The sequence below is a fragment of the Klebsiella sp. MS 92-3 genome (assembly GCF_000195655.1).
Classification (GTDB): Bacteria; Pseudomonadota; Gammaproteobacteria; order Enterobacterales; family Enterobacteriaceae; genus Klebsiella; species Klebsiella pneumoniae.
Window position 1 is genome coordinate 1 of sequence record NZ_GL882713.1, and the last position, 21,002, is coordinate 21,002.

Annotated in this window: 35 protein-coding genes and 1 pseudogene; 34 read left to right on the forward strand and 2 right to left on the reverse strand. The window is 54.0% G+C overall.

Annotated features, from left to right (window positions below):
* The 16 genes and pseudogenes from HMPREF9538_RS25905 to HMPREF9538_RS25835 all read left to right on the forward strand — a co-directional run.
* Positions 1-381 (forward strand): annotated as a pseudogene (locus tag HMPREF9538_RS25905) (replication protein); the annotation flags it as partial.
* Positions 366-1,238 (forward strand): ATP-binding protein, encoded by an 873-nt coding sequence (locus HMPREF9538_RS25900; protein ID WP_004191583.1) that lies wholly within the window; start codon positions 366-368, stop codon positions 1,236-1,238. The pseudogene HMPREF9538_RS25905 and the gene HMPREF9538_RS25900, both read left to right, overlap by 16 nt.
* Positions 1,235-1,534, forward strand: a complete 300-nt coding sequence (locus HMPREF9538_RS25895; RefSeq protein WP_004191581.1) for a hypothetical protein — start codon at positions 1,235-1,237, stop codon at positions 1,532-1,534. Before HMPREF9538_RS25900 ends, HMPREF9538_RS25895 begins: the two co-directional genes overlap by 4 nt.
* Entirely contained in the window at positions 1,531-1,755 is a 225-nt protein-coding gene (locus HMPREF9538_RS25890; protein ID WP_004191580.1) for a hypothetical protein, read from the forward strand. Before HMPREF9538_RS25895 ends, HMPREF9538_RS25890 begins: the two co-directional genes overlap by 4 nt.
* Entirely contained in the window at positions 1,752-2,342 is a 591-nt protein-coding gene (locus tag HMPREF9538_RS33270; protein ID WP_009483885.1) for a hypothetical protein, read from the forward strand. Before HMPREF9538_RS25890 ends, HMPREF9538_RS33270 begins: the two co-directional genes overlap by 4 nt.
* On the forward strand, positions 2,339-2,608 hold the full coding sequence (locus HMPREF9538_RS25880; RefSeq protein ID WP_004191576.1) for a hypothetical protein: 270 nt from the start codon (positions 2,339-2,341) through the stop codon (positions 2,606-2,608). Before HMPREF9538_RS33270 ends, HMPREF9538_RS25880 begins: the two co-directional genes overlap by 4 nt.
* Positions 2,605-3,279 carry an ead/Ea22-like family protein gene (locus tag HMPREF9538_RS25875; protein WP_004191575.1) on the forward strand — a complete coding sequence of 225 codons (675 nt, stop codon included), beginning with the start codon at positions 2,605-2,607 and terminating at the stop codon, positions 3,277-3,279. The genes HMPREF9538_RS25880 and HMPREF9538_RS25875 overlap by 4 nt, the downstream gene beginning before the upstream one ends.
* A complete protein-coding gene (locus tag HMPREF9538_RS25870) occupies positions 3,279-3,791 on the forward strand; it encodes a hypothetical protein (protein WP_004191573.1) in 513 nt (170 codons plus the stop codon). The genes HMPREF9538_RS25875 and HMPREF9538_RS25870 overlap by 1 nt, the downstream gene beginning before the upstream one ends.
* The gene (locus HMPREF9538_RS25865; protein ID WP_004191571.1) at positions 3,788-4,591 is read left to right on the forward strand and encodes a DUF551 domain-containing protein; all 804 of its coding nucleotides are present in this window, start codon (positions 3,788-3,790) and stop codon (positions 4,589-4,591) included. The genes HMPREF9538_RS25870 and HMPREF9538_RS25865 overlap by 4 nt, the downstream gene beginning before the upstream one ends.
* On the forward strand, positions 4,584-4,823 hold the full coding sequence (locus HMPREF9538_RS25860) for a hypothetical protein (protein WP_004191569.1): 240 nt from the start codon (positions 4,584-4,586) through the stop codon (positions 4,821-4,823). The genes HMPREF9538_RS25865 and HMPREF9538_RS25860 overlap by 8 nt, the downstream gene beginning before the upstream one ends.
* A 328-nt stretch (positions 4,824-5,151) precedes the next feature.
* Positions 5,152-5,409, forward strand: coding sequence for a DNA polymerase III subunit theta (locus tag HMPREF9538_RS0126770; protein WP_012542616.1), 258 nt, complete (start codon positions 5,152-5,154; stop codon positions 5,407-5,409).
* Between the two features lie 106 nt (positions 5,410-5,515).
* The gene (locus HMPREF9538_RS25855) at positions 5,516-6,112 is read left to right on the forward strand and encodes a DUF1367 family protein (RefSeq protein WP_009483887.1); all 597 of its coding nucleotides are present in this window, start codon (positions 5,516-5,518) and stop codon (positions 6,110-6,112) included.
* Positions 6,113-6,117: 5 nt separating this feature from the next.
* On the forward strand, positions 6,118-6,288 hold the full coding sequence (locus tag HMPREF9538_RS29070) for a NinE family protein (protein WP_032413853.1): 171 nt from the start codon (positions 6,118-6,120) through the stop codon (positions 6,286-6,288).
* On the forward strand, positions 6,281-6,919 hold the full coding sequence (locus HMPREF9538_RS25845; protein WP_009483889.1) for a recombination protein NinG: 639 nt from the start codon (positions 6,281-6,283) through the stop codon (positions 6,917-6,919). The genes HMPREF9538_RS29070 and HMPREF9538_RS25845 overlap by 8 nt, the downstream gene beginning before the upstream one ends.
* Entirely contained in the window at positions 6,916-7,056 is a 141-nt protein-coding gene (locus tag HMPREF9538_RS31300; RefSeq protein WP_009483890.1) for a YlcG family protein, read from the forward strand. The genes HMPREF9538_RS25845 and HMPREF9538_RS31300 overlap by 4 nt, the downstream gene beginning before the upstream one ends.
* Positions 7,053-7,742, forward strand: coding sequence for a bacteriophage antitermination protein Q (locus HMPREF9538_RS25835; RefSeq protein WP_009483891.1), 690 nt, complete (start codon positions 7,053-7,055; stop codon positions 7,740-7,742). The genes HMPREF9538_RS31300 and HMPREF9538_RS25835 overlap by 4 nt, the downstream gene beginning before the upstream one ends.
* A 209-nt stretch (positions 7,743-7,951) precedes the next feature.
* Here HMPREF9538_RS25835 and HMPREF9538_RS29075 read toward each other — a convergent pair whose 3' ends face one another.
* On the reverse strand, positions 7,952-8,158 hold the full coding sequence (locus tag HMPREF9538_RS29075; protein WP_009483892.1) for a hypothetical protein: 207 nt from the start codon (positions 8,156-8,158) through the stop codon (positions 7,952-7,954).
* A gap of 6 nt (positions 8,159-8,164) precedes the next feature.
* A complete protein-coding gene (locus HMPREF9538_RS25830) occupies positions 8,165-8,356 on the reverse strand; it encodes a hypothetical protein (RefSeq protein ID WP_009483893.1) in 192 nt (63 codons plus the stop codon).
* Between the two features lie 300 nt (positions 8,357-8,656).
* Between HMPREF9538_RS25830 and HMPREF9538_RS25825 the strand changes: the two genes are divergently transcribed.
* From HMPREF9538_RS25825 to HMPREF9538_RS25730, 18 genes are all read left to right on the forward strand, one after another.
* Positions 8,657-8,980 (forward strand): phage holin, lambda family, encoded by a 324-nt coding sequence (locus tag HMPREF9538_RS25825; RefSeq protein ID WP_032456970.1) that lies wholly within the window; start codon positions 8,657-8,659, stop codon positions 8,978-8,980.
* Positions 8,964-9,443, forward strand: coding sequence for a glycoside hydrolase family protein (locus tag HMPREF9538_RS25820; RefSeq protein WP_004196814.1), 480 nt, complete (start codon positions 8,964-8,966; stop codon positions 9,441-9,443). Before HMPREF9538_RS25825 ends, HMPREF9538_RS25820 begins: the two co-directional genes overlap by 17 nt.
* The gene (locus HMPREF9538_RS25815) at positions 9,440-9,907 is read left to right on the forward strand and encodes a lysis protein (RefSeq protein WP_009483896.1); all 468 of its coding nucleotides are present in this window, start codon (positions 9,440-9,442) and stop codon (positions 9,905-9,907) included. The genes HMPREF9538_RS25820 and HMPREF9538_RS25815 overlap by 4 nt, the downstream gene beginning before the upstream one ends.
* Before the next feature lie 141 nt (positions 9,908-10,048).
* Entirely contained in the window at positions 10,049-10,249 is a 201-nt protein-coding gene (locus HMPREF9538_RS25810) for a hypothetical protein (RefSeq protein ID WP_009483897.1), read from the forward strand.
* A 32-nt stretch (positions 10,250-10,281) separates the two neighbouring features.
* Positions 10,282-10,566, forward strand: coding sequence for a hypothetical protein (locus tag HMPREF9538_RS25805; protein ID WP_009483898.1), 285 nt, complete (start codon positions 10,282-10,284; stop codon positions 10,564-10,566).
* A gap of 96 nt (positions 10,567-10,662) precedes the next feature.
* On the forward strand, positions 10,663-11,178 hold the full coding sequence (locus tag HMPREF9538_RS25800) for a hypothetical protein (protein WP_009483899.1): 516 nt from the start codon (positions 10,663-10,665) through the stop codon (positions 11,176-11,178).
* Positions 11,178-12,650, forward strand: coding sequence for a terminase (locus tag HMPREF9538_RS25795; RefSeq protein WP_009483900.1), 1,473 nt, complete (start codon positions 11,178-11,180; stop codon positions 12,648-12,650). Before HMPREF9538_RS25800 ends, HMPREF9538_RS25795 begins: the two co-directional genes overlap by 1 nt.
* A gap of 12 nt (positions 12,651-12,662) precedes the next feature.
* Complete coding sequence (locus HMPREF9538_RS25790) at positions 12,663-14,132, forward strand: DUF1073 domain-containing protein (RefSeq protein ID WP_009483901.1); 1,470 nt, start codon at positions 12,663-12,665, stop codon at positions 14,130-14,132.
* On the forward strand, positions 14,059-15,066 hold the full coding sequence (locus HMPREF9538_RS25785) for a phage minor head protein (protein ID WP_032456971.1): 1,008 nt from the start codon (positions 14,059-14,061) through the stop codon (positions 15,064-15,066). Before HMPREF9538_RS25790 ends, HMPREF9538_RS25785 begins: the two co-directional genes overlap by 74 nt.
* A gap of 351 nt (positions 15,067-15,417) precedes the next feature.
* The gene (locus HMPREF9538_RS25775; protein ID WP_009483904.1) at positions 15,418-16,797 is read left to right on the forward strand and encodes a hypothetical protein; all 1,380 of its coding nucleotides are present in this window, start codon (positions 15,418-15,420) and stop codon (positions 16,795-16,797) included.
* Positions 16,797-17,231, forward strand: coding sequence for a hypothetical protein (locus tag HMPREF9538_RS25770; protein WP_009483905.1), 435 nt, complete (start codon positions 16,797-16,799; stop codon positions 17,229-17,231). Before HMPREF9538_RS25775 ends, HMPREF9538_RS25770 begins: the two co-directional genes overlap by 1 nt.
* Positions 17,232-17,242: 11 nt before the next feature.
* Positions 17,243-18,274: a major capsid protein gene (locus HMPREF9538_RS25765; RefSeq protein ID WP_009483906.1), complete on the forward strand. Its 1,032-nt coding sequence runs from the start codon at positions 17,243-17,245 to the stop codon at positions 18,272-18,274.
* Positions 18,275-18,313: 39 nt separating this feature from the next.
* Positions 18,314-18,601, forward strand: a complete 288-nt coding sequence (locus tag HMPREF9538_RS25760; protein WP_009483907.1) for a hypothetical protein — start codon at positions 18,314-18,316, stop codon at positions 18,599-18,601.
* A gap of 2 nt (positions 18,602-18,603) precedes the next feature.
* A complete protein-coding gene (locus HMPREF9538_RS25755) occupies positions 18,604-18,984 on the forward strand; it encodes a hypothetical protein (RefSeq protein ID WP_009483908.1) in 381 nt (126 codons plus the stop codon).
* A 172-nt stretch (positions 18,985-19,156) separates the two neighbouring features.
* The gene (locus HMPREF9538_RS25745) at positions 19,157-19,519 is read left to right on the forward strand and encodes a hypothetical protein (RefSeq protein WP_009483910.1); all 363 of its coding nucleotides are present in this window, start codon (positions 19,157-19,159) and stop codon (positions 19,517-19,519) included.
* Between the two features lie 2 nt (positions 19,520-19,521).
* The gene (locus tag HMPREF9538_RS25740; protein WP_009483911.1) at positions 19,522-19,890 is read left to right on the forward strand and encodes a hypothetical protein; all 369 of its coding nucleotides are present in this window, start codon (positions 19,522-19,524) and stop codon (positions 19,888-19,890) included.
* A gap of 295 nt (positions 19,891-20,185) precedes the next feature.
* Entirely contained in the window at positions 20,186-20,530 is a 345-nt protein-coding gene (locus tag HMPREF9538_RS33275) for an HNH endonuclease signature motif containing protein (protein ID WP_223372331.1), read from the forward strand.
* Between the two features lie 41 nt (positions 20,531-20,571).
* Positions 20,572-20,955, forward strand: coding sequence for a hypothetical protein (locus tag HMPREF9538_RS25730; RefSeq protein WP_032456972.1), 384 nt, complete (start codon positions 20,572-20,574; stop codon positions 20,953-20,955).
* Positions 20,956-21,002 lie beyond the last annotated feature (47 nt).

Below are 21,002 nucleotides of genomic sequence, written 5' to 3' on the forward strand. Positions count from 1 at the left end.
AAACATACAAAAGACAATAAAGACAATATTAATAACCCCCCTAAATCCCCCCGGGCGGTTTCGTTCGATGCGTTAGCTGTTCAGTTGCCTGACTGGCTTTCTGCAGAAATCTGGTCGTCATGGGTGGCATATCGTCGCGACCTGAAAAAACCGATCAAGTCTCAGCAGACGGTTACCCAGGCCATCAATCTGCTTGAGCGTTGCAAGTGCAGCGGATACCAGCCTGAAGAAATTATCAACCAGAGCATTGCTAACGGCTGGCAGGGATTGTTTGAGCCGAAAGGCGCTAAGCAGCCTTCCCGCGCTCCGTCTCGCGTATCTGAGAACTTTGCTGGCAAAGACTACGGCCAGACTGAAATTCCTGCATGGGCGAGGGACTAATCATGACGCTGGATGAAAAAATCAATCAACTTGAGAAACGTATTGCTGAGCTGAGCCAGCCGCCAGTTCAGCATGAAGATATCGAGCTAACTATCAGCACCGAGAACTGCGAAACGCATGGCCCCTTTGAATGCAGGACCAGGCATTTCTTAAACGCTGTCGTGAAAATTCCCCCGCGCCCAAGCTGCTGCCCTGAATGCCTCAAAGAGGAGTTAGGCCGCTTGCAGGCGGAAAGAATTAGCATCAACGAAGCAGCCCGCAAAAGAAACATCGAGCGCCTGCTGGACGGACTGAACATCCCGGCGCGCTTCGAAAACTGCACGCTGCAGAACTATGAGCCAGTGAACGACGACGCAAAACGCGCACTTAAGGTGTGCCAGGCATATGCAAGCCGTTGGCCAGAGCGTTTGCAGAAGGGTGGCGGTCTTGTGATGTGCGGCAAACCAGGTACCGGAAAGAATCACCTGGCACTGGCTATCGCACGGCATGCGATCACAGAACACCAGAGTTCTGCAGTGTTTACCACGGCGCTGAAAATTGCACGTGAGTACAAGTCAACCTGGTCGAAAGGTTCAAGCCGCACTGAGGATGAGGTGATCCGTTACTTCACGAAACCTGATCTGCTGATTATCGACGAGGTTGGTGTGCAGTTTGGCAGCGAAGCCGAGAAGTTGATCATGTTCGAAATCATCAACACCCGATATGAGCGGATGAAGCCAACCATCCTGATCAGCAACCAGACCAGGGAGGAGTTGTCTGCATTCATCGGCGAACGCGTTCTTGATCGCATGAGCGACGGCGGCGGATGCACGCTCTCATTCACCTGGGATTCTTACCGCTCCAAGGGGGCAGCATGAAAGGCAAACAGGCAATTCTGCGTTATCTCGAAACGCACCGGACCTTCACTGCGAAGGATGTGTCTGCAGAGTGTGGTATCACCATCAACTGCATCACGAAGAACGCTATCGACCTGGAGCGGGCTAGGAAGATTGTGCGCGTGAGTAAGGTCTGGCGAACGGTGACTTATCGCCTGGCGACACCGGAAGAGCAGGCCGGAACCGCGCGCAACTGCACCAACGGAATATTTCAGGAGTGCCGCAACAGTCCGGTGATGAAGCGGGTACTGGCTGTTTACGGGAGGGCGCAGGCATGAAATTTATCAAATTAAGCCAAAGGGGAACGGTAGAGCGCCAGGGCAAATATGGCTGGGAGCCTGAAACAGTCTACGAGCCTGTATTTGTTGCCGCAGGTCACATCGTCAGCATGTTTTTCGCTGGCGTGACAATTCTGAAAATGACCTCCGGAGAACGCATTGACGTGAAAGAGACCCCGGAAGAAATCATCGCCATGCTTACCGAAGGAGCCTCCAAATGACTATCACATTACAGACGGTAAACGAGCTCATCGCCTCCCTGGAGAGCGCAGGCGAGCTGTCGATCAGAGAGCAGAAGTTCCTGAAGCTGGCGAAAGAGTTCCGCATTTGCAGCGCTTCACTGGATGCCGCCATAAAAACCGGGAATATGCTGGCAGACCAAAATGCTCAGCTGGCTGCGGAGAATGTGGAGGCAAAAAAAATAATCAGCGAATGCCGGGAGTATTTCATCGCTGGGGTGATGAACCGTATCAGACCAACGAATGAAGGCTACCTGCATATGATTTGCGACACGTTTGCAGACGAAACCCCCGCCACCGATCGCATCGTAGCCGGGATTAAGGCTGATGGTGTAGCAGAACGGGAAAAGACCATCACATTCACGGCAGCTAAAAAGCGCACGCAGGATGGAGTAGCGTTAATCGCTATCGGAAAGCCTTATAAAATTCACAACGATGATGTGATTGGCGAATTCTTCATCGGTGAGCGCGGGCGCTACGGCGTAATCACCATGGATCGTCTCGATTACTTCACAACGTCTGACGAATACGCATGGGAGTTTTCGCTGCGCGAGGGGGCAGACAAATGAGCAAGTCATTCATCGTAATTATCCGGCGAGCCTGGTGTAACGAAGGTGGGCACGGTATCGAATATTCATCCGACCTCATCCACTACGAGACCCGCAATGGAGCCATATCACACGGTTTCCGTACTGTAGATAGCGACGATTTCAACATCGGAGTTATCGAGCGCGGCCATCTGATTTCGTTTGACTGGATGGATAAACCGGTTGGTGAAAGCGAGGACACGCTGGCACAGATTGCCGAGCTAATCGGTCTGGAGGATGCAGCATGACTGATATCACCGAACTGGCGCAGCGGAACGAATTGCTGATTGCAAACGGGCAGCAGACAGCCGACCTGCTACGCCATCTGGCAGATAACGAAATTGATTCTGACTATTTTGCCGTTGTGTCGGAGTGCGAAAGCTACGGGAAAGAAACTGACGCTGAGCTATCAATCACTGAGTTTGCCCTTCGTGCCGCTGGCTACGTTGATGCGCTGGTAGAGGCGCTGGAGAATGCGAATCGCTATATCGAAAGATTGCGGGAATGGAATGCTGGTCTGGCACAGGAGTCATGCGAGAGACAGCAGCTGATTTCTGAGCTTGAACCTATCCGCGCAGCAGCCGAAAAACTGGTCCGCTGTAAAGGTCGCTATCACAGCGAGCAGAACTATCGAGCGCTGGCGGCGCTCTTTGGCGTGAAAACCCCAGACCTGCCGCCGCTGGAGCATGAAAACGTCCATTATGCCGATGCTGCAGAGATGGAGATCGCAGCACTGCGCCAGCGCATCGCCGAGCTGGAGTCCCGCACCGTCACCGTGAAGTTGCCACAACGACTTCAGCCAGGTGCTGATGGTTGGGATGACTGGTATATGCACAGCGACAATGAAGGGGAATATCTCAAGTTTGATGATGTGCTGGCAATGCTAACCGCCGCTGGCATCAAGGTGGAGGCTGAGTGATGGCGCTTACACACGATGAACTTTGCCAGATAGCCTGCCGTTTTCTGCAAAACAACGGTTTCAAGGTGGCCTTTCATGACCGGTTCCGAGCATGGACGCCATACGGTGAGCAGGCTGATGCAATCGGCTTTCGCAATGGGGCCAGTTGCCTAATTGAGGCTAAATGCTCTCGTTCTGACTTGTTGGCCGACCGCAAGAAACCTTTCCGTGTTGAACCCGAGAAGGGCATGGGAGACTGGCGTTTCATGATTAGTGAGCCGGGTATCGTAAATATTGAGGATTTGCAGCCTGGCTGGGGATTGCTTCACGTGGTCAAAGGTCGGGTTAAGAAGGTTCACGGCTGGCCTGGCAACTGGGAGTGGGTTAACCGGGACAGCAAGCCATTTCAGGCTAACAAACAGGCGGAATGCGATTACATGTTTAGCGCGCTCCGTCGCATGGATCTTCGCGGCCACCTCAAAGAGGTTTATGACGGCGTGATCGTTAACAAATCAGAAGGAAGCGCGGCATGAGCATATTGACCAAAGAAGGAATTCAGAAAATTTTTAATGATGATTGGCTCTTAATGGATGACTGCGAAGGACTTGAAAATTGCACCGTGATTAAAGAGTTGGCCCGCATGGCGCTGGCCGCAATGGACAGCGAGACGGTTGAGATGCCTCTCGACTACCTACAGGGACACAAAGACGGTCTGGAGTGGGCCGCTCGACTGGCAGAAGCCAATCACCCTGACACCGGAGACTGGCTTTACGATGACCCTATCGAGCTGGCAAAAGCCATTCGCAAAGGTCCAGATATGCCGCCAGTGCAGCCGGTAGCGGACAGCGAGCCGGATCGCAATCCTGTGCTGGCGTATGCCGACAGTTATCGTGATATGGCGAAACAAGGTGTTGAGTCAGTCCCAATATGGAGCGTCATCACCGACCTCGAGCGCAACATAGCGCCGCTCTATCGCCACGCGCAGCCGGCGCCGGTAGTGCCGGAGGAAAAACCAATTCCAAATACACTGAGCATGTACGCCGTGGATGCAGTAGCAGCCATCGCTGAGGTGAAGGGCTGGAACGCCTGCCGCGCAGCCATGCTCGCAGCCGCCCCGCAGTCACCCGGTAGTGAACCCGCTACCGTGCCGGGTAAATGGATTCCGGTAAGCGAGCGGATGCCAGAACTCGGGGATTGGCTTGTTACTGATGGCTGCGACTTCGATGTGCAGTTGTTTAATGGTGAGCAGTTTATTCCTGGCTTTGTGTGGGAGGACAAAATAACACACTGGATGCCGCTGCCGGCCGTGCCGCAGGAGGTGAAAGGTGAATAAGGTCGAACTGCTTGAGAAGATATCGGCGCTCGCTACTGAATGCCACACACTGGCTTGTGAGCTTGATATTGGTGATGAGCGAACCGAAATGTTCGAAATCTACGGCGTGCTGCACAATCTCGGTCGCCGCGGGTACGCCTGCCAGGTAGGGCGGCGAATGAATCCACTGCTCGCATCCTGCGATGATGACGAGGATGAGGAAGATGACGATTGGGATGAGGATGAAGACTGATGCCTAAATCCCCCGCAGAACGCAAAGTCCGAATAGAAGGAAAATTGTAGAAAATAAAACGCCGGGTTACCCCGGCGCTCCAGTTTGCTGTACGATCTGGGTTTCCCCTCAGTCACCGCTTATCCGTTATCCGGAGATAATGGTTTCGATATATGCCCGGGGTGACTATCTTCGTTGATCAGCCAAAAGGCTAATTAACAGATATCGCGGGTAAGTTCAAAAACTGGGTCAAGGCTTACCTCCTTAGCGACACAGCTCGCATACTCTAATACACTGGACTTATGATTCTATATTTTGCTGGCGAAGTGTCAATCAGGAGTAAATAAAAATATCACAGTGGAACATAGCAGCCAAAAGCCAGGAAGAACGCGATAAGGTCAACGTAGACCTCGCGGCATCCGGCGTCGCCTACAAAGAGCGCCTGAACATGCCGGTTGTCGCCGAAGTGGTGGCCAGAGAGCAACCAGAACACCTACGCGAGTATTTCATGGAGCGCGTCCGCTACTACCGCGAGCAGAGTATCCAACTTCCCCGCGCATCCGATCCGCGCTATCTGGAAATGGCTGAGCAGAACGCCAAGAAATAGCGATTTTCTCGTATATGCTCATTTTGCATTTATCCCCGGGAAGGGCGATAATTACTTAGTCAGTCTGGACAACTGACAACTTTACCCCGGCGCCAAGTGGGGACACATGGCGCAAACACTGCAATTTGAGAAGAGTTATCAAAACGTACTGATTCCCGCAGAGCCGGGAACCAGCGAATACCTGCAACTTATCCCCGTAGGGCAACTGCTTTGCGGTGATTTCCGCAAGCCCCGGAATTACGCATTCCACAAGAAGTTCTTCAAGCTTCTGACTCTCGGGTATCACTACTGGACCCCTTCCGGTGGACTCATTGAGCCCGCTGAGCGCACCCTCATATCCGGGTTTATCGACTTCCTCTCACCCGAATTCGATCAGCGCGCTGCGCTCCAGAACGCCGCGGAGATGTATCTCTCCTCTGTCGGTATTTCTCGTTCCCGCGATATGGCGCTGCTAAAACACTTCGAATCCTTCCGCGAGTGGGCAACCATTCAGGCTGGCTTTTACGACGAATACCAGATGCCTGACGGCAGCCGTCGTCGTGTCGCAAAGTCGATCTCCTTCGCCAGCATGGACGACAGCCAGTTTAACGGCGTCTACAAATCAGTGCTGAATGTGCTCTGGAACTACATTCTGCGTCGCAAATTCCACTCGCCGGCTGAGGCTGAAAACGCCGCCAGTCAGCTGCTGAGCTTTGCGGGGTGATGGCTATGCAATGTCTTCTCGCCAAAGTAATGGAACGCGGCATCTTCCGCGTGCCGGCGCGCCGCAAGCGCAAGGTCGAAGTTAAGCCTTCCGACATCCCGACCCTGAAAGACTACACAGCCCGCCTGGTCGATAAGAAGTGGCTACGCCTGAGAGCACGGAGGCCACATGCGTAAACCAGCACGTCGTAAATGCGCCCACTGCCGCGAATGGTTCCATCCTGCCCGGGAAGGGCAGGTGGTATGCAGTTTTGAATGCGCCAGCGCGATCGGCAAAAAACAGACAGCAAAAGCCCGGGAGGCGGCGAAGGCCAGGGCGGTGAAGCGCCAGCGCGAATCCGAAAAGGAAGGTCGCCAGCGTCGCCGGGCCAAGCGAGAGTCATTCAAGACAAAGGCCCAATGGGATAAAGAGGCTCAGTCAGCCTTTAACCGGTATATTCGCATTCGTGATGAAGGTAAGCCCTGCGTGAGCTGCGGAAACCCGCTTATTGGTAAGAGCAACTACCTGACCGGCAGCGCAATTGACGCCAGTCATTACCGTTCCCGTGGTGCGGCGTCGCACCTGAAATTCAACGTGTTCAATGTCCACTCCGCCTGCACCCGCTGCAACCGGCAGTTGAGCGGCAACGCTGTTGAATATCGCATTCACCTGATTGAACGCATTGGCCTGGATCGCGTAGAGCGCCTTGAGGCTGATAACGAGCCGCGCCGGTTCGATATTCCCTACCTGCAGCGAATCAAATCCATATTCACCCGCAGAGCCCGCGCGCTGGAAAAGCGCCGCGCCCGCCATCAGGAGGCCGCATGAGCCGTGACGTTATCGAACGCATCCGCGACCGCTGGCAAAAGCTGCGTCTATGCCGGCACCGTGGCACCGTACTGGTTGACTACCGAATTTTGAAGAATTTCGTCCGCATCTATCAGGCTTCAGGAGAGAAAGCATGAATACCCAGTACCTTGAGTATGTTCGCCAGCAGCTGATAGTGGCCACCGCGGATCTGAGCGGTGCGACGAAAGGACAGTTGGTTGCTTTTGCAGAGAACGCACAATTCACCGCTACGGCGCGCAGCCGGGGAAGGAAGAAAGTAGCCGATCCGGTAACAGGCCGCATGGTAAACCCATCCAGCCCGCCAATCCCCGGGCAGCAGTCGCGCGCAAAAGGTTCATCAATCGCTCTCGTTCTGCCCGTTGAGTACTCGACGGCAAGCTGGCGCCGGGCTCTGCTGTCGCTGGAAGAGCATCAGAAAGCCTGGCTGCTCTGGAACTACAGCGACAATATCCGCTGGGAACACCAGGAGACGATCACCAGGTGGGCATGGGAGCAATTCAGCGAGAAGCTGGCCGGCATACGCATTGCGAAGAAGACTGTCGATCGACTTCGTCAACTTATCTGGCTGGCCGCGCAGGATGTCAAAGCCGAGCTGGCAGGGCGGGAGACGTATGAATACCAAAAACTTGCCGCTCTGGTCGGAGTGACCCCGAAGAACTGGTCAGAAACGTTTACAGAGCGGTGGGAGGAGATGAAAACCACCTTGCGGCGCCTTGATAGCGATTCTCTTTTGCAGGTAACGCGATCACGTTCACAACAAAAGGCGACAAATTTAGACTCAAGTCTTGCAAAACTGGATTAAATACGTCATATTTGAGTCTACTTTGATATGCTGCCTTAACTTTAAGTGGCGGCATGAAGATGATAGTCACATACCAGTTTGTAAAATTAGCCTCGGCATTCCGCCGGGGCTTTTTTATGCCTGCGATCCGGTCAGGGCTCTTGGGTTGAGACGTGCTGCACGACACGTCGACACCCGCCGCGCAAGAGCCCTGAACCAGATTACATGCGTCAGTTACCCGCTGAGCCGCCGCCATTAACATTTTCAGGAACAGTGAGTTCTGGAACGCTACGGCGGGGGCTATAGAGCGTGTGGTTGTCAACAACCCACCCATCATTAACCCATTTAGTAACCTGTTGAGGGTTTACCTCCATGTGACGGGCAAACGCTGATTTATTGCCCTTAAAATAATAATCTACGTATTCATCGATCGTCATAGTTGGTTAATAATCCTCAAAGCATTTTTCAACAAAGCGCTCACTTTCTTCATCGACATAGTTGCAACTGTCGTACTGAACATTAAACCCTGCGTCTGTGGCTTTCTTTTCTACGAACTCAAAGAAAGACTTGGCTTCGTCCTTGTCCATATTGAAACGTGCTTCAGGGTCATAAGTATTGATAGTGATTGTAGTCATTTTCGGTCCCTCGTAATCGCGGCGGAATGCCTGCCTGTGAAAACAATATAATCAAAAAATGACTATACGCAAACGACTTTATAATCAAAAATTGATTATGTTGACTTGAATCAATTTACCTCGTTAGTAACAGGTGATTGGTCAGCGCCGTACCCTCATTGTCAGCCATTGCGCTGACCTTTTTATTATCAGGTCCCGCAGGAATCATCATCGACACGCTTCGTTGTTAAATCCAGCCTGACGGGCCTGACCCCTTTTAAACACACACAGCGCCATCCGTCATTAACGGAGGTGAGGCTTATGCGAATGCCCTACAAACAAGATTTCATCGCCGCTCTGCTGGCAGCTAAGGAGCAGGGTATCGGCGCAATACTGGCTTTCATCATGGCCTATTTGCGGGGCCGCTATAACGGTGGCGCCATGGCGAAGACGCTGATCGATGCGGTCATGTGCGCGATGATCGCCTGGTTCGTCCGCGACCTTCTCGACTTCATTGGCCTGAGCAGCAATCTCGCTTACATCGCCAGTGTCTTCATTGGCTACATCGGTACTGACTCGATCGGCAACCTGATTAAGAAGTTCGCCGCCAGAAAAGCAGGAGTTGATGATGCTGGAACTCAATAAGCAGCGCAGGGCGTTTCTGGATATGCTCGCCTGGTCAGAGGGTACTGACAAGCCAGGGCAGAACACCAAAAACAAGGGTTATGATGTCATTGTCGGCGGATCGCTTTTCTCTGACTACAGCGACCACCCACGAAAACTGGTTAATCTCCCCAAGCTGGGCATCAAATCTACCGCCGCCGGGCGTTACCAGTTGCTTTCAAAATGGTGGGATGCGTACCGGAAACAGCTTGGACTGAAAGACTTCTCCCCAGCCTCACAGGACCAGGTGGCACTGCAGCAAATCAAAGAACGTGGCGCGCTTCCGCTCATCGATAACGGGCAGATTCGGCAGGCTATCGATCGCTGCAGCAATATTTGGGCATCATTACCCGGTGCCGGCTATGGCCAGTTTGAGCATAAGGCCGATAACCTGATCGCAAAATTCAAAGCTGCTGGCGGCGTTGTAGCCGAAGTACAACCATGAACCGGCTAATCGCAGTTATCAGCGCCGTACTGATGTGCCTGATAGTCAGCCTCGGCTGGCTGGCCAGTCACTACCACGACAACGCGACCGAGTTCAAAAGGCAGCGGGACAAAGCGACTGAACAACTCAGCCTGGCGAAAGACGCCATCGCTGATATGCAGGTAAGGCAGCGCGACGTCGCAGCGCTCGATGCCAAATACACGAAGGAATTAGCCGATGCAAAAGCTGAAAATGATGCTCTGCAGCGCAAGCTTGATAATGGTGGTCGGGTGCTCGTCAAAGGCAAGTGTCCAGTGTCAGCCGCAACCCAAACCGCCGGCGCCGCCAGCGTGGGCGATGATGCCACCGTCGAACTCTCTGCAGTTGCTGGACGAAACGTTCTCGGTATCCGGGCCGGAATCCTCAGCGACCAAACAGCCCTGAGAGCTCTGCAGGAATACATCACCACGCAGTGCCTGAAATAACAGGAGGTGACTATGCGGGAAGAAGAGCGTAATCGACTCGATCCCATCAATCGCCTGTAGCGCCGGGGTAATGCATCCGTCACCACATTAACGAGCCTCGCATTAGCGGGGCTTTTTATTACCAGAAGCAGGAGAAGAAGCATGTTAACAGTAAAGGTGATGTCACCTGGAGGTGGCGAAAAAATCCATTTCGGACTGAGTGTTGGTTTCAACCCCAACCAGCAGAGCATCGCGCTATCGGGAATGGACAAAAATGTATTCCTGAAACCCGGTGAGGTTGCTTACGTGATGAACTCAAATGGTAAGACCATTTCCCGTTACGAACACAGGGTGCAGCAATAGGCATTCTGAAAACCAACCGAAAAGGCTACGAAATGAGTGAAGCAAAACCGCAGGATGGCAGCACTGTAAAAGGCTACCGCACATTAACCGATGGCGACATTGAGCGGATGAACCGCCTCAAAGGTGTCAGCCGGCATTTTTGCAGTCTGCTCGATACAGAACGAGAGGTTACAACGGCTGAAGTTGTCGAGAGAGGTAGTCAGGCCGAAACCGATAGAGCAGAAGCTTTGCGCTGCATGGCTATCGCGCGTACCAAAATGCAGGAAGCCTGTATGTGGGCATGCCGCGCTGTTGCCCGGCCAGATGCTGACTGTTAACCCCACTAAGGGATAAACCTGTCTTCATCCCCACGTGAGGATATTACAGAGCCACTTCCAGAGGTGGCTCGATAATGTCAAGGCGAGGACAAAATTATGGCAACACCAGATTGGGAGGCCATTGAATCGGCTTACCGGGCTGGTTCATTGTCAGTAAGGGCCATCGGGGAAAAGCATGGCGTTAACCACGCCACCATCCTGAAGAGGGCTAACAAAGAAGGATGGCAGCGCGACCTGACAGAAAAGGTCAGGGCGGCAACGAAAGCCAAGGTAACCAAGTCGGTAACCAAAGACGGTAACCAGTCACCAGTGGTTACTGATGAGCAGATTATTGACCGGGCATCCGATGAGGCGGCCGCTGTAGTCATGGCTCATCGGGAAAGTTTGGCGGCATGGCGCGGCATCACCAATAAGCTCCGCGACTTCCTCGAAGACGCAGAAATTACGGAAGACAATCACGCCTCAATGTCTCGCTCGATCACTGCCGGTGTCGATGCTCAGATAAAAGTGATAAACGCTGAGCGTAAGGCGTATAACCTCGACACCGAGGAAGGCAATAAGACGGTTGATGACCTGTCTAACCTGATGGATTCACTGTCTCAGGGGGCGTAATGAAACCTGAGCATCTCAAGCTGCTAGCTGATAAAGACTGGCGGCTTAACAATCTTTACTGGATCACCGACAAAGAAGGCAAGCCGACTCGCTTCAGGATGACGCCTGAGCAGCGGGAATACTTCGAGGGGATTCACACCCGCAACATCATCCTGAAAGCTCGCCAGCTCGGCTTCACCACAGAAGTGTGCATCATCCAGCTCGACGCTGCTCTGTTCGAGTCGGCAAAGTGCGCGCTGATCGCCCACACGCTGAACGACGCAAAGCGCCTGTTTCGCGAAAAGGTGAAATATGCCTACGATAAGCTGCCGGCCGAGATAAAGGCAGCCAACCCGGCGAGTAACGACTCAGCCGGTGAGCTGGTCTTTAAGAAGGGCGGATCACTCTACGTAAGCACCTCATTTCGTGGCGGCACGCTGCGTTACCTGCACGTTTCCGAGTTCGGAAAGATATGCGCCAAGTATCCGGATAAAGCCCGTGAAATCGTCACTGGTGCGTTTGAGGCGGTATCGACAGGTTGTTTCGCAACTATCGAGAGCACCGCAGAGGGCCGGGCGGGTTACTTCTTCGATTACTGCCAGACGGCAGAGAAAGCGCTACTACAGGGAAAGCCGTTATCTGCGCTGGACTGGAAGTTTTTCTTCTTCTCCTGGTGGAAGAATCCGCAGTACGCAATTGACCCGGTAGAAACGCTGCCGGCGCGCCTGCTTGAATACTTCGCTGAGATGGAGGCGAAACACGGTGTAGTCGTTAACGAACGGCAGAAGGCGTGGTATTACGCCAAAGAAAAGACGCTCGGCGACGACATGAAGCGCGAATACCCGACCATTCCGGCCGAGGCGTTCCAGCAGTCGGTCGAGGGCGCGTACTACGCCAAACAATTCCGCTGGCTCTACACCAACAAGCGGATCGGCCAAATCCCGGACAACTCACATCTACCGGTTCACACGTTCTGGGATATTGGTGTGGGGGACTCCACGGCGATCTGGTTCGTTCGCGAGGTCGGCGAAGAGTTCCACGTCATCGACTACTACGAAAACTCTGGCGAAGGGCTTCGGCACTACATGAAGGTGCTGAAAGACCGCGGCTATGAGTACGGTGAGCACTGGGGACCGCACGACATCGAGAACCGCGAGTTTGCAGCTGATGCGAAGTCTCGCAAAGAGCTGGCGCGCGAGGGCTACGAGATTGACGGCCGGATGTATTCGATGAACTTCCGCGTTGTGCCGAAAGCGGGGATCGACACCGGCATCGAGTCGGTGCGTGAAATCCTCAAATCCTGCGTTTTCGATGAGGAGAAGTGCGCTGTTGGCATTTCCCACCTCGAAGGTTACCGCAAGGAGTGGGACGACAAGCGCGGCTGCTGGAAAGACAAGCCCCTTCATGACTTCACATCGCACGGCGCCGACAGCTTTCGCTACTTTGCCGTGGCGAAGAACAACCGCAAGCAGGTCGGCACAGTATTCTTCTAAGGAGCATCGCCAGTGAGCGAACAAGATAACGGCCTTCAACTGGCTGTGAACAATCTCGCCACTGAAATGCGGCGAGCTAATTACCTTAACGCCATCGGTATCGGCGGTGGCAACACCAAGCGCCCTACGCTCTATCAGGAGTTTGGCTACCCGCGCACGATCACCTTTAACGACTTCTACAACATGTACCGCCGTAACGCCGCAGGATTCGCTGTGGTGCATCGTCTTCTGGATGGATGCTGGCAGGACTATCCGGTAATCGTTGACGGTGATGAAGCGCAGGAGGCGGAGAAAACAAACGCCTGGGAAAAGAAAGTAACCAAGTTCATGAAGAAGTTGTGGCCGAAGGTGAAGGATGCCGATCGCCGCAATATGGTGGGGCGCTACTCCGCGCTGTTACTGCAGATCAAAGATAACCGGCCATGGAATGAGGAAGTCGACACTTCCCTTGTAAGGAGTCTCGGCGAGGCAGCGCTGGTTAAGCTGATCCCTGTATGGGAGCCGCAGTTGACGGTTGCCGAATGGGATAACGATCGCCAGTCCGAGACGTTCGGCCAGCCGAAGATGTTCAACTTCAACGAGCAGCCGGTTGGAGACGAGGCTTTCGTCGGACCGACTCGCGGCGAGCCAGTGCATCCGAGCAGGGTGATCCTGTTCTGCGAAGGCTCAGAGGATGACAACGTTCTGTCGGGTATCCCCCTGCTTGAGGCCGGATACAACAAAGGACTCGACCTTGAGAAGATTTCCGGCGGTGGTGCTGAGGGCTTCCTGAAGAATGCCAGCCGGCAGATCGCGGTCGAGTTCAGCAAAGAAACAGACATGGCTACGCTGTCCGATCTGGCGAAGAAAGCTGGTTATGCTGACCTCGGCGAAGCGATGGGCGATAAGGTCAACAAGCTTAACCGCGGCACCGATGCGGCGGCGGTCATGCAGGCCGGGCAGATGCACGTTCTGAGCGTGACACCCGGCGACCCGGGGCCGACGTGGGAGGTCACCGCGAACGAACTGGCGGCATCAGTGCAAATCCCTTTCACCATCCTGTTTGGACAGCAGACCGGGCGCCTGGCGAGCGATGAGGATAAAACCGACTGGGCCATTCGCCGCAATACCCGCCGCAACGGCTTCCTTACTGACCGAATCACAGCCTTGCTGGAGCGCTTCTGGACGCTGGGCATTATCGATCCGCCGACAAATGGAGAGGTCACCATTTCATGGACCGACCTGCTGGCTCCCGGAGAGAAGGAGAAAATCGAGAACGCTTCGAAACTGGCTGATATCGTCCAGAAAACGTCGGGCTTCTATGGTGGCGAGCCGCCATTCACGGCCAACGAACTACGCGAGATTGTAGGCCTCGACCCTCTGCCTGAGCCAAAGCAACCACCTAACCCGAATGACAAGGTGACAACCGATGATCCACTGGCCGATGACACCGGAGCAGACGGCAAAGGTGGGGCTGCCGATAGTTCCGCGCAGCAAGGTTGACCCGACTCGATCAGCGAAGCAGGTCAGCGCGATGTTCCGGGATATCGAGGACCGTTATGTCGGCATCAAGCGTGCTCTGAAAGCACTGTTTGACCAGCGCCTGACCGGGAGAGAGCGAGAGGTTAACAGCCACAACTGGCATTTCCTGTGTCACGTTAATGGTGCAGAGCCAACGCTCTACCAGGTCAACGCTGGCAAGTTCATCTACGACATGTCAGCGCAGGAACTGGCCGACCTGCTCGAAGCGGTAGAGGTTATTCTCGACGATTACCTGCTGGAAGGCGGCGAACAAAGCCTGTGGGCGATGGATTACGTCGCCGCTGAGACGCAGCGCGGAACGCTGGAGGCCTTCAACAACCTCTCGCAGCAGTCGCAGGTGTACGCCAGCCAGACGACGCTTCAGCAGCTTTTAAGCAGCCCTGCATACCAGAACCAGATCGCCAGTGCCTACATCAGCACGTATAGCGACTGGAAGCTGGAAGCTGACCGGGCGCGCGGTGACCTGGCGAACATCATCGCGGATGCCGTTGGGCGCGGTGTGAATCCCCGCGAAACGGCGCAGGTGATAAGCAAGCGCCTTGATGTCTCTATGGGCCGCGCAAAGACTATCGCTCAGACTGAGCAGGTCGGTGCGCTGCGCCAGGCTCAATGGAACGAAACGGACTGGGCTGCGGATCGTCTTGGCCTGAATACCGGCCTGCTGTGGCTGTCGGCGCTCAAACCGACGACGCGCAGCTGGCACGCCAGCCGTCACGGAAAGGTCTACACCACCGAGCAGGTGCGAGACTTCTACGCCGAGAACGGCAACCGGTACAACTGCTACTGCAGCCAGATTCCGGTGCTGCTTAACGACGACGGCAGCATTTTTAACGAAGGTCTCGCGGAGAAGTTGAATAAAGAGCGAGATCAGTGGAAATTGGCAGAGGCTGCATGATACAAGGAGGTTTTGCGGAGGTTTTTATGGCAAAACCTGATGAGCCGTATCGTAAGTTGATTGTTGAGAGCTACTACCCAGCCAGTACCTCTGGTAGAAAAGGTAAGGTTCATATCAGGCCAATACCTGGACAATGGGCAAGTCCATCACTCGCTGTCGAATGTTCCAAAAAGTTGTCAGACTTGAAGTTGTACCCAATAGGGAGTCAGTTCGAAATTACTGCCAAACTGACCGACAGGGAAGAGGGCGGTGAATACATTTACAGCTCATTCCGATGGGAGTTTAAACACATTAAATAGGTCGCCACGGCGGCCTTTTTTATTGTCTGAAATCCACCAATGAGGACGAAACGTGAAGCTATCCAGCATCCACGTTAAATCCCTCGCCATCAACGCCTCAAACATCTCAACAACCACCATCAACGGCCAGGAGCACTACCTCATTCGTGGTGCGGTCCCGATCGTCGATGACATCGTGATGAATGGCGGCCTTTACCCGGCGGAGGAGATTAACAACAGCTACCAGACGATGGAAGGCAAGCTGATGCCTCTGCCGCATCCGATGGTAGATGGCAAATATGTCAGCGCCAATGACCCGCGGGCCATTAACAGCTATCACGTCGGTGCATGGGCACAGAACGTCAGCAAGTCTGGCGACCAGGTCGTCATGGACGTTTATATCAATAAGGCGGTCGCCGAGACAAAGCCTGACGGCAAGCGTCTGATTAATCGCCTCGATGAGATGATCGCCGGCACCAACACCGACCCGATCCACCTGTCTACCGGATTACTCACGAACAAAGAGAGAAAATCAGGCGAGTCGAAGCAGAAGAAGTACTCATGGATCGCTCGCAATATGCAGTTCGACCATATCGCTATCCTGCTCGATGAGCCGGGCGCCGGCACTCCAGAGGAAGGAGTCGGCATGTTCGTGAATGCCGATGGTCAGGAAGGCGAAGTCGAGACTGCAAGCCTCGTTGATGCGGCAAATAGCCTCAAAGATGGCCTGCTGAACAAAGTGAAGTTCTTCCTCACCCACAACTCAGATGCCTCATTCGATGAAATCTACCAGATGCTGCGGGAAGCCATTCGCGCGCCGTCAGGCAGCGATGTTTATCGCTATGTCGTGACCGTATGGCCCGACAAATTCATTTTCGAAGAGGGCAATAAGCTCTTCCAGCAAAAATACCTCATCGACGACAGCACAGTCACGCTGGTCGGCGATCCAGTAGAGGTCGTGCGCAAACCCACTGAGTACGAAGTCAAAACCAACGGAGAAACAAACCCGATGAAAGAGAAGATGATCGCCGCGCTCAATGCCGCAGGCGTTAAAACCGAGGGGCTGACCGACGATCAGGTCTGGGATGCCTATAACCAGCAGGTTCAGAAGAAAGCAGGCGACCAGCCGGGTACTCAGATTAACTCTGACGCGATTACTGCGGCAGTAAATCTGGCAATTAAGCCGCTGACTGACGAGATCAGCACGCTGAAAACTCAGCTGCAGGCCAACGCTGAAAAAGACCTCAAGACCAAGCGTGAAGCGGTCAAAGCGAAATTCCCGTTCATGACCGAAGCGGCGATCAACTCGCTGGCCGGCGAAGCGCTGAACGACATGTATGCACAGTGCCAAACCAGCACAGGTTTGAACCCATCTTTCCAGCAGGCCAATGCTGAAAATGACCAGTGGAAAGACTATGACCTCAACGCTGGCATCGATCAGGAGAAAAAATAATGGCTAACGTCATCTATCGTGGCCCGGTCGAGCGTGAGCCGGAAACCATCAACCTTCCTGTCGCATCTGCTCTTAATCCGGGTGTTGCCGTAAAAATCGCTTCCGGCAAGTTGGCGGCATCTGCAGACACTACCGGCCGCTGGTTCATCCTCGGAAATCGGCGCTTCATCGGTCAGGCGATTACTACTGCCTACGCAGCTAACGAGACTGGTGTGGCATATCGCGTGGAGGGGGAGCAGGAATACAACGTTCGCCTGGCAGCAGCAGCCTATACGGTAGGCCAGGAGCTGACCATTGGTATCGGCGGCGTATTCAAAGCGGCCGCAACCGGCAACCAGGTCGTCGCAACGTTCGACGAAAAAGCAGGGCGCACTCTGGCGGCGGAAGGTTTCGCCGACGTGGTGATCCTCTCCACTCCGTACGCCAAGGCATAAGGAAAACAAGAATGTTAAAGTTTACTCCACAGCAGCAAAAGCTGATTCTCAATGCCCGCCGTCGCTGGGACATGATGCAGCGCAATATGGCTGCACAGCATGGCTTTGCAGTCAACGATGCGAACGGTCAGTTCATTGCGTTTGATGAGCTTGTCGGTAACGCCTCCGTGCTACCGAAAGACGTCTGGGGCGAATGGGACCGCTCGGCTATCACCGTACAGCGTGACGTGCTGTCAGTGTTTAACGACCTGGCTGCCAGCGTTTCCCGCCCTATGGCGCTCGGTAAGATCGTCCATTACTTCATGACCCTGTCCGATTCCGGCGATGTAAACATCAGCCTGGATGGACGCGGCAAGGCGAAGGGTGATCAGCCTGTCATGGATTACGAAGGTACGCCGCTGCCTATCATCGACAGTGAGCTGACATTCGGCTGGCGCCAGATGCTGGCTGCTCAGACTGAAGGTTATTCGCTGGACAGTGACGCTCTTTCCAACCATCAGCGCAAAGTCGCTGAGAAGCTGGAAGACATGGTGCTGAACGGCGAGCCAAACATCAACGTCGGAGGCGCGACCATTTATGGACTGCGTACTGCCCCTAACCGCGGAACCGGAACTCACGGCCTGACCCTGAACGGTGCCAGCGGCGCGCAGTGGGTTGCGGCAATCTCCGACCTGATTAACCTGCTGCATAACGAAAACTTCTATGCACCGGTGACGATCTACCTGAACTACAAAGACTGGTTCTACGCATCGGTTAACGACTATGCCGCGAACTATCCGAAGACCATCCTGTCCCGCATCATGGAAATTCCAGGCGTGGCCGCGCTGGTTCCGGCCTCCAGAGTTCCGACCGATGAACTGCTTGGCGTTGTTAAACGCCCTGACGTCGTTCAGATCCTGAATGGCATGCCGATGACCATGCGTCCGAAAGCACGCCTTAACCCGGAAGATGATTATGTCTTCTCGGTTCTGGCCGCCGCGGCTCCGCAGTTCAAACACGATGCAAATGGCCAGGCTGGTTACGTTCAGCTGACCAAAGCATAACCTGTGGGGCTTCGGCCCCATCTTTTTTACGGAGGCCGCATGGCTGGTAAAGAACAACAATGGCTGCTCACCCATGACAGCCACGAACTTAAAAAGGGCGAAGTTTACAAAGGTGAAACTCTCCCGCTTTGGCTGGTTGGTAAGGCAATCCCCGTGGGAGATCAGATGCTGGAGGTAGCGACCCCGGCCGATCTGCAAAAGCTGCAGGCTGACCTCGACGAGGCTAACGGCAAAGTAGAATCGCTAACCGCTGGTAATGCCAAGCTGCAGGCTGAACTCGACGAGGCTCAGAAACAAATCGACGAGCTGAAGAAAAAGGCGAAATAACCATGGCTGACCCAATCACAGCGGCAGACGTGCAGGCGTTCCTCGGTGAATTGGGTTACTCCATCCCGGCCGCTCTGCTCGATTCGATTCTCTGCGTGGTGAACAAGATTATCCCGTGCCTTGATGGTGCGGGATATGACGACTGCACGGCAAAGCTCATCCTGATGTATGCCGCTGCGCTCATGGCGACGTCATCCGGCGCCAGGCGAATAAAATCGCAGGGGGCGCCATCAGGAGCGTCGCGCTCGTTCGACTACGGTGACGACGGCATTACCTGGCTGCGTGACTCGCTGGCGAAACTGGATACCAGCGGCTGCACCAGTGAACTACCGATCAGCGCCGGCAACAGTGTGGGCCTGTTTCTGGTGGTCGGGGGCTGCTAATGGCGTGGGTTTCAGTTCAGCAACGGCTGCCGCGGACGTTTACCCGGGTGTGGGTGATCACCGATACAGGCCAACAAACGACGGCGTACGTGAAAAGCAATGGTGAGTGGTACATCAACTGCGACCGCATACGCGCCACAGACGCCGTTGTGCTGCGATGGAGGGATGACTGATGTCTTCGGTAGCTAATTGGTCATTCACCGCGACGGCGACAGTCTGGCGGCGCATACGCGATGCCGACGGTAGCGATACCGACGGTGGAGGTCAGCCGTATGGGTGGGAAGCGCCGATGGCTATCCTCTGCGACTACCAGGGCGGACTCTCTGCAAAAATCGGTGACCTTGGCCGGGAGCTCGTTGTTAAAAACACGATATGGACCGAGTACGCAACGGCGCGGGAGGGAGATTACATCCTGATTGGCGCTTCGACCGATGCAGCACCGCCGGATGAGGCCGATGAGATTCGGCAGATCGTCCAGTTCGCAGATACGTTCGAGCGACTGGCGGACGATTTCGCACTGATTACGGGAGTCTGATTATGGGCGCTAAAGTTCGCGGCATCCGCCAGGCCAAGGCCAACCTCGATCGCATCATCAAAGACGTCCAGGGACGTAAAGTCGTGCGAGCAATCCAGTCTGCGATGCTTATCGGCAGTGCGCAGGCAGCACTTTACACCCCGATCGATACGTCGACGCTCATCAACAGCCAGTTCCGCGAAATCATGGCTAACGGCACCAGGGTAACCGGGCGCGTTGGTTATTCCGCGTCTTATGCTACCTACGTGCATGACCCAAACATTCCTCAAAACTTTAGGCGAGCAACAGCAAGGAAAGAATTTCTTTCCAAAGGGTTTGAGGATACGAAAGGCGCCATAGATATGGTGATAAAAAAAGAATTGTCGCTTTGATTTTGGTATAATTTATAAGCGCCTAGGGTAGCTCCCGAAAAGGCGGAACGTAGACCGCTCTGGCGCACCAACCATCTACGGAACCTGCTACGAGGTTTATATGAAATGCAACGATAACATTCCTATTGATTTCTGGAGAGAGTGCTTATCCTATGATGCTGAGAATGGTGTTCTTTATTGGAAAGCTCGGCCTTTAGAACACTTCATGACAAGCCAATCCTGTGCAACATGGAATAAGCGATTTGCTGGAAAACCAGCGGGCTCTCCCAATAATCAACAATACATTCACATAGGGATGCGAAATAAATTATATAAAGCTCACCGGATTATTTGGGCTTTATATTATGGTGAATATCCTCACTCCCTTATAGATCATGTCAATGGGAATAGGCAGGATAACAGAATCGAAAACCTCAGAGTCGTCAGCTCATCCGAAAACTGCCAAAACCAGAAGCTACGAATCACTAGTACCAGCGGGTGCGTTGGCGTGGCTAAATGTAATAGTGGTTTCAGGAGTTACATTCAGGTGAACGGAAGACGGGTTCACTTGGGGGTATACCAAAGCGTAGAAGAGGCTTTCGCTGTAAGAAAAGAAGCCGAATCAAGGTATGGATACCATGAGAACCATGGACGGAAATAACAAAATAGGTCGCCACGGCGGCCTTTTTTAATGGGGTTTTTATGACACCACCGATGTATATGCGTCTAAAAGACCTGTTTGTGTCTGAGGGGCTTACCGCGGGGTTTAAGGTCCAGTGGCGGCAATGGCGCGACACCGGGAAAGATACTGATCAGTTCATCGTGTTCAGGCCTTCCGGCGGTACCGATATCACCTTTGACCTTGGCGGCGACTGGTATGTGATGGTTGATGTGATCTCCTCGAAGGCCAATCCCGATGCTGCTGACGCCGCGGTAAACGCCATTGTCGAGTATATCAGCGCGCAATACGGCGCCGATGATTGCGTAGGCGCGCTACGGATTGTCGGCAATGTCCCGGCGCCGATCCCCACCGAAGAGGGCCGGTTAGTAACCCGGCTGCTCGTATCCTGCACATACGGCGAATAATCGTCAGAATCACCCATCAGGCTGCCATATGGCGGCCTTTTTTAATT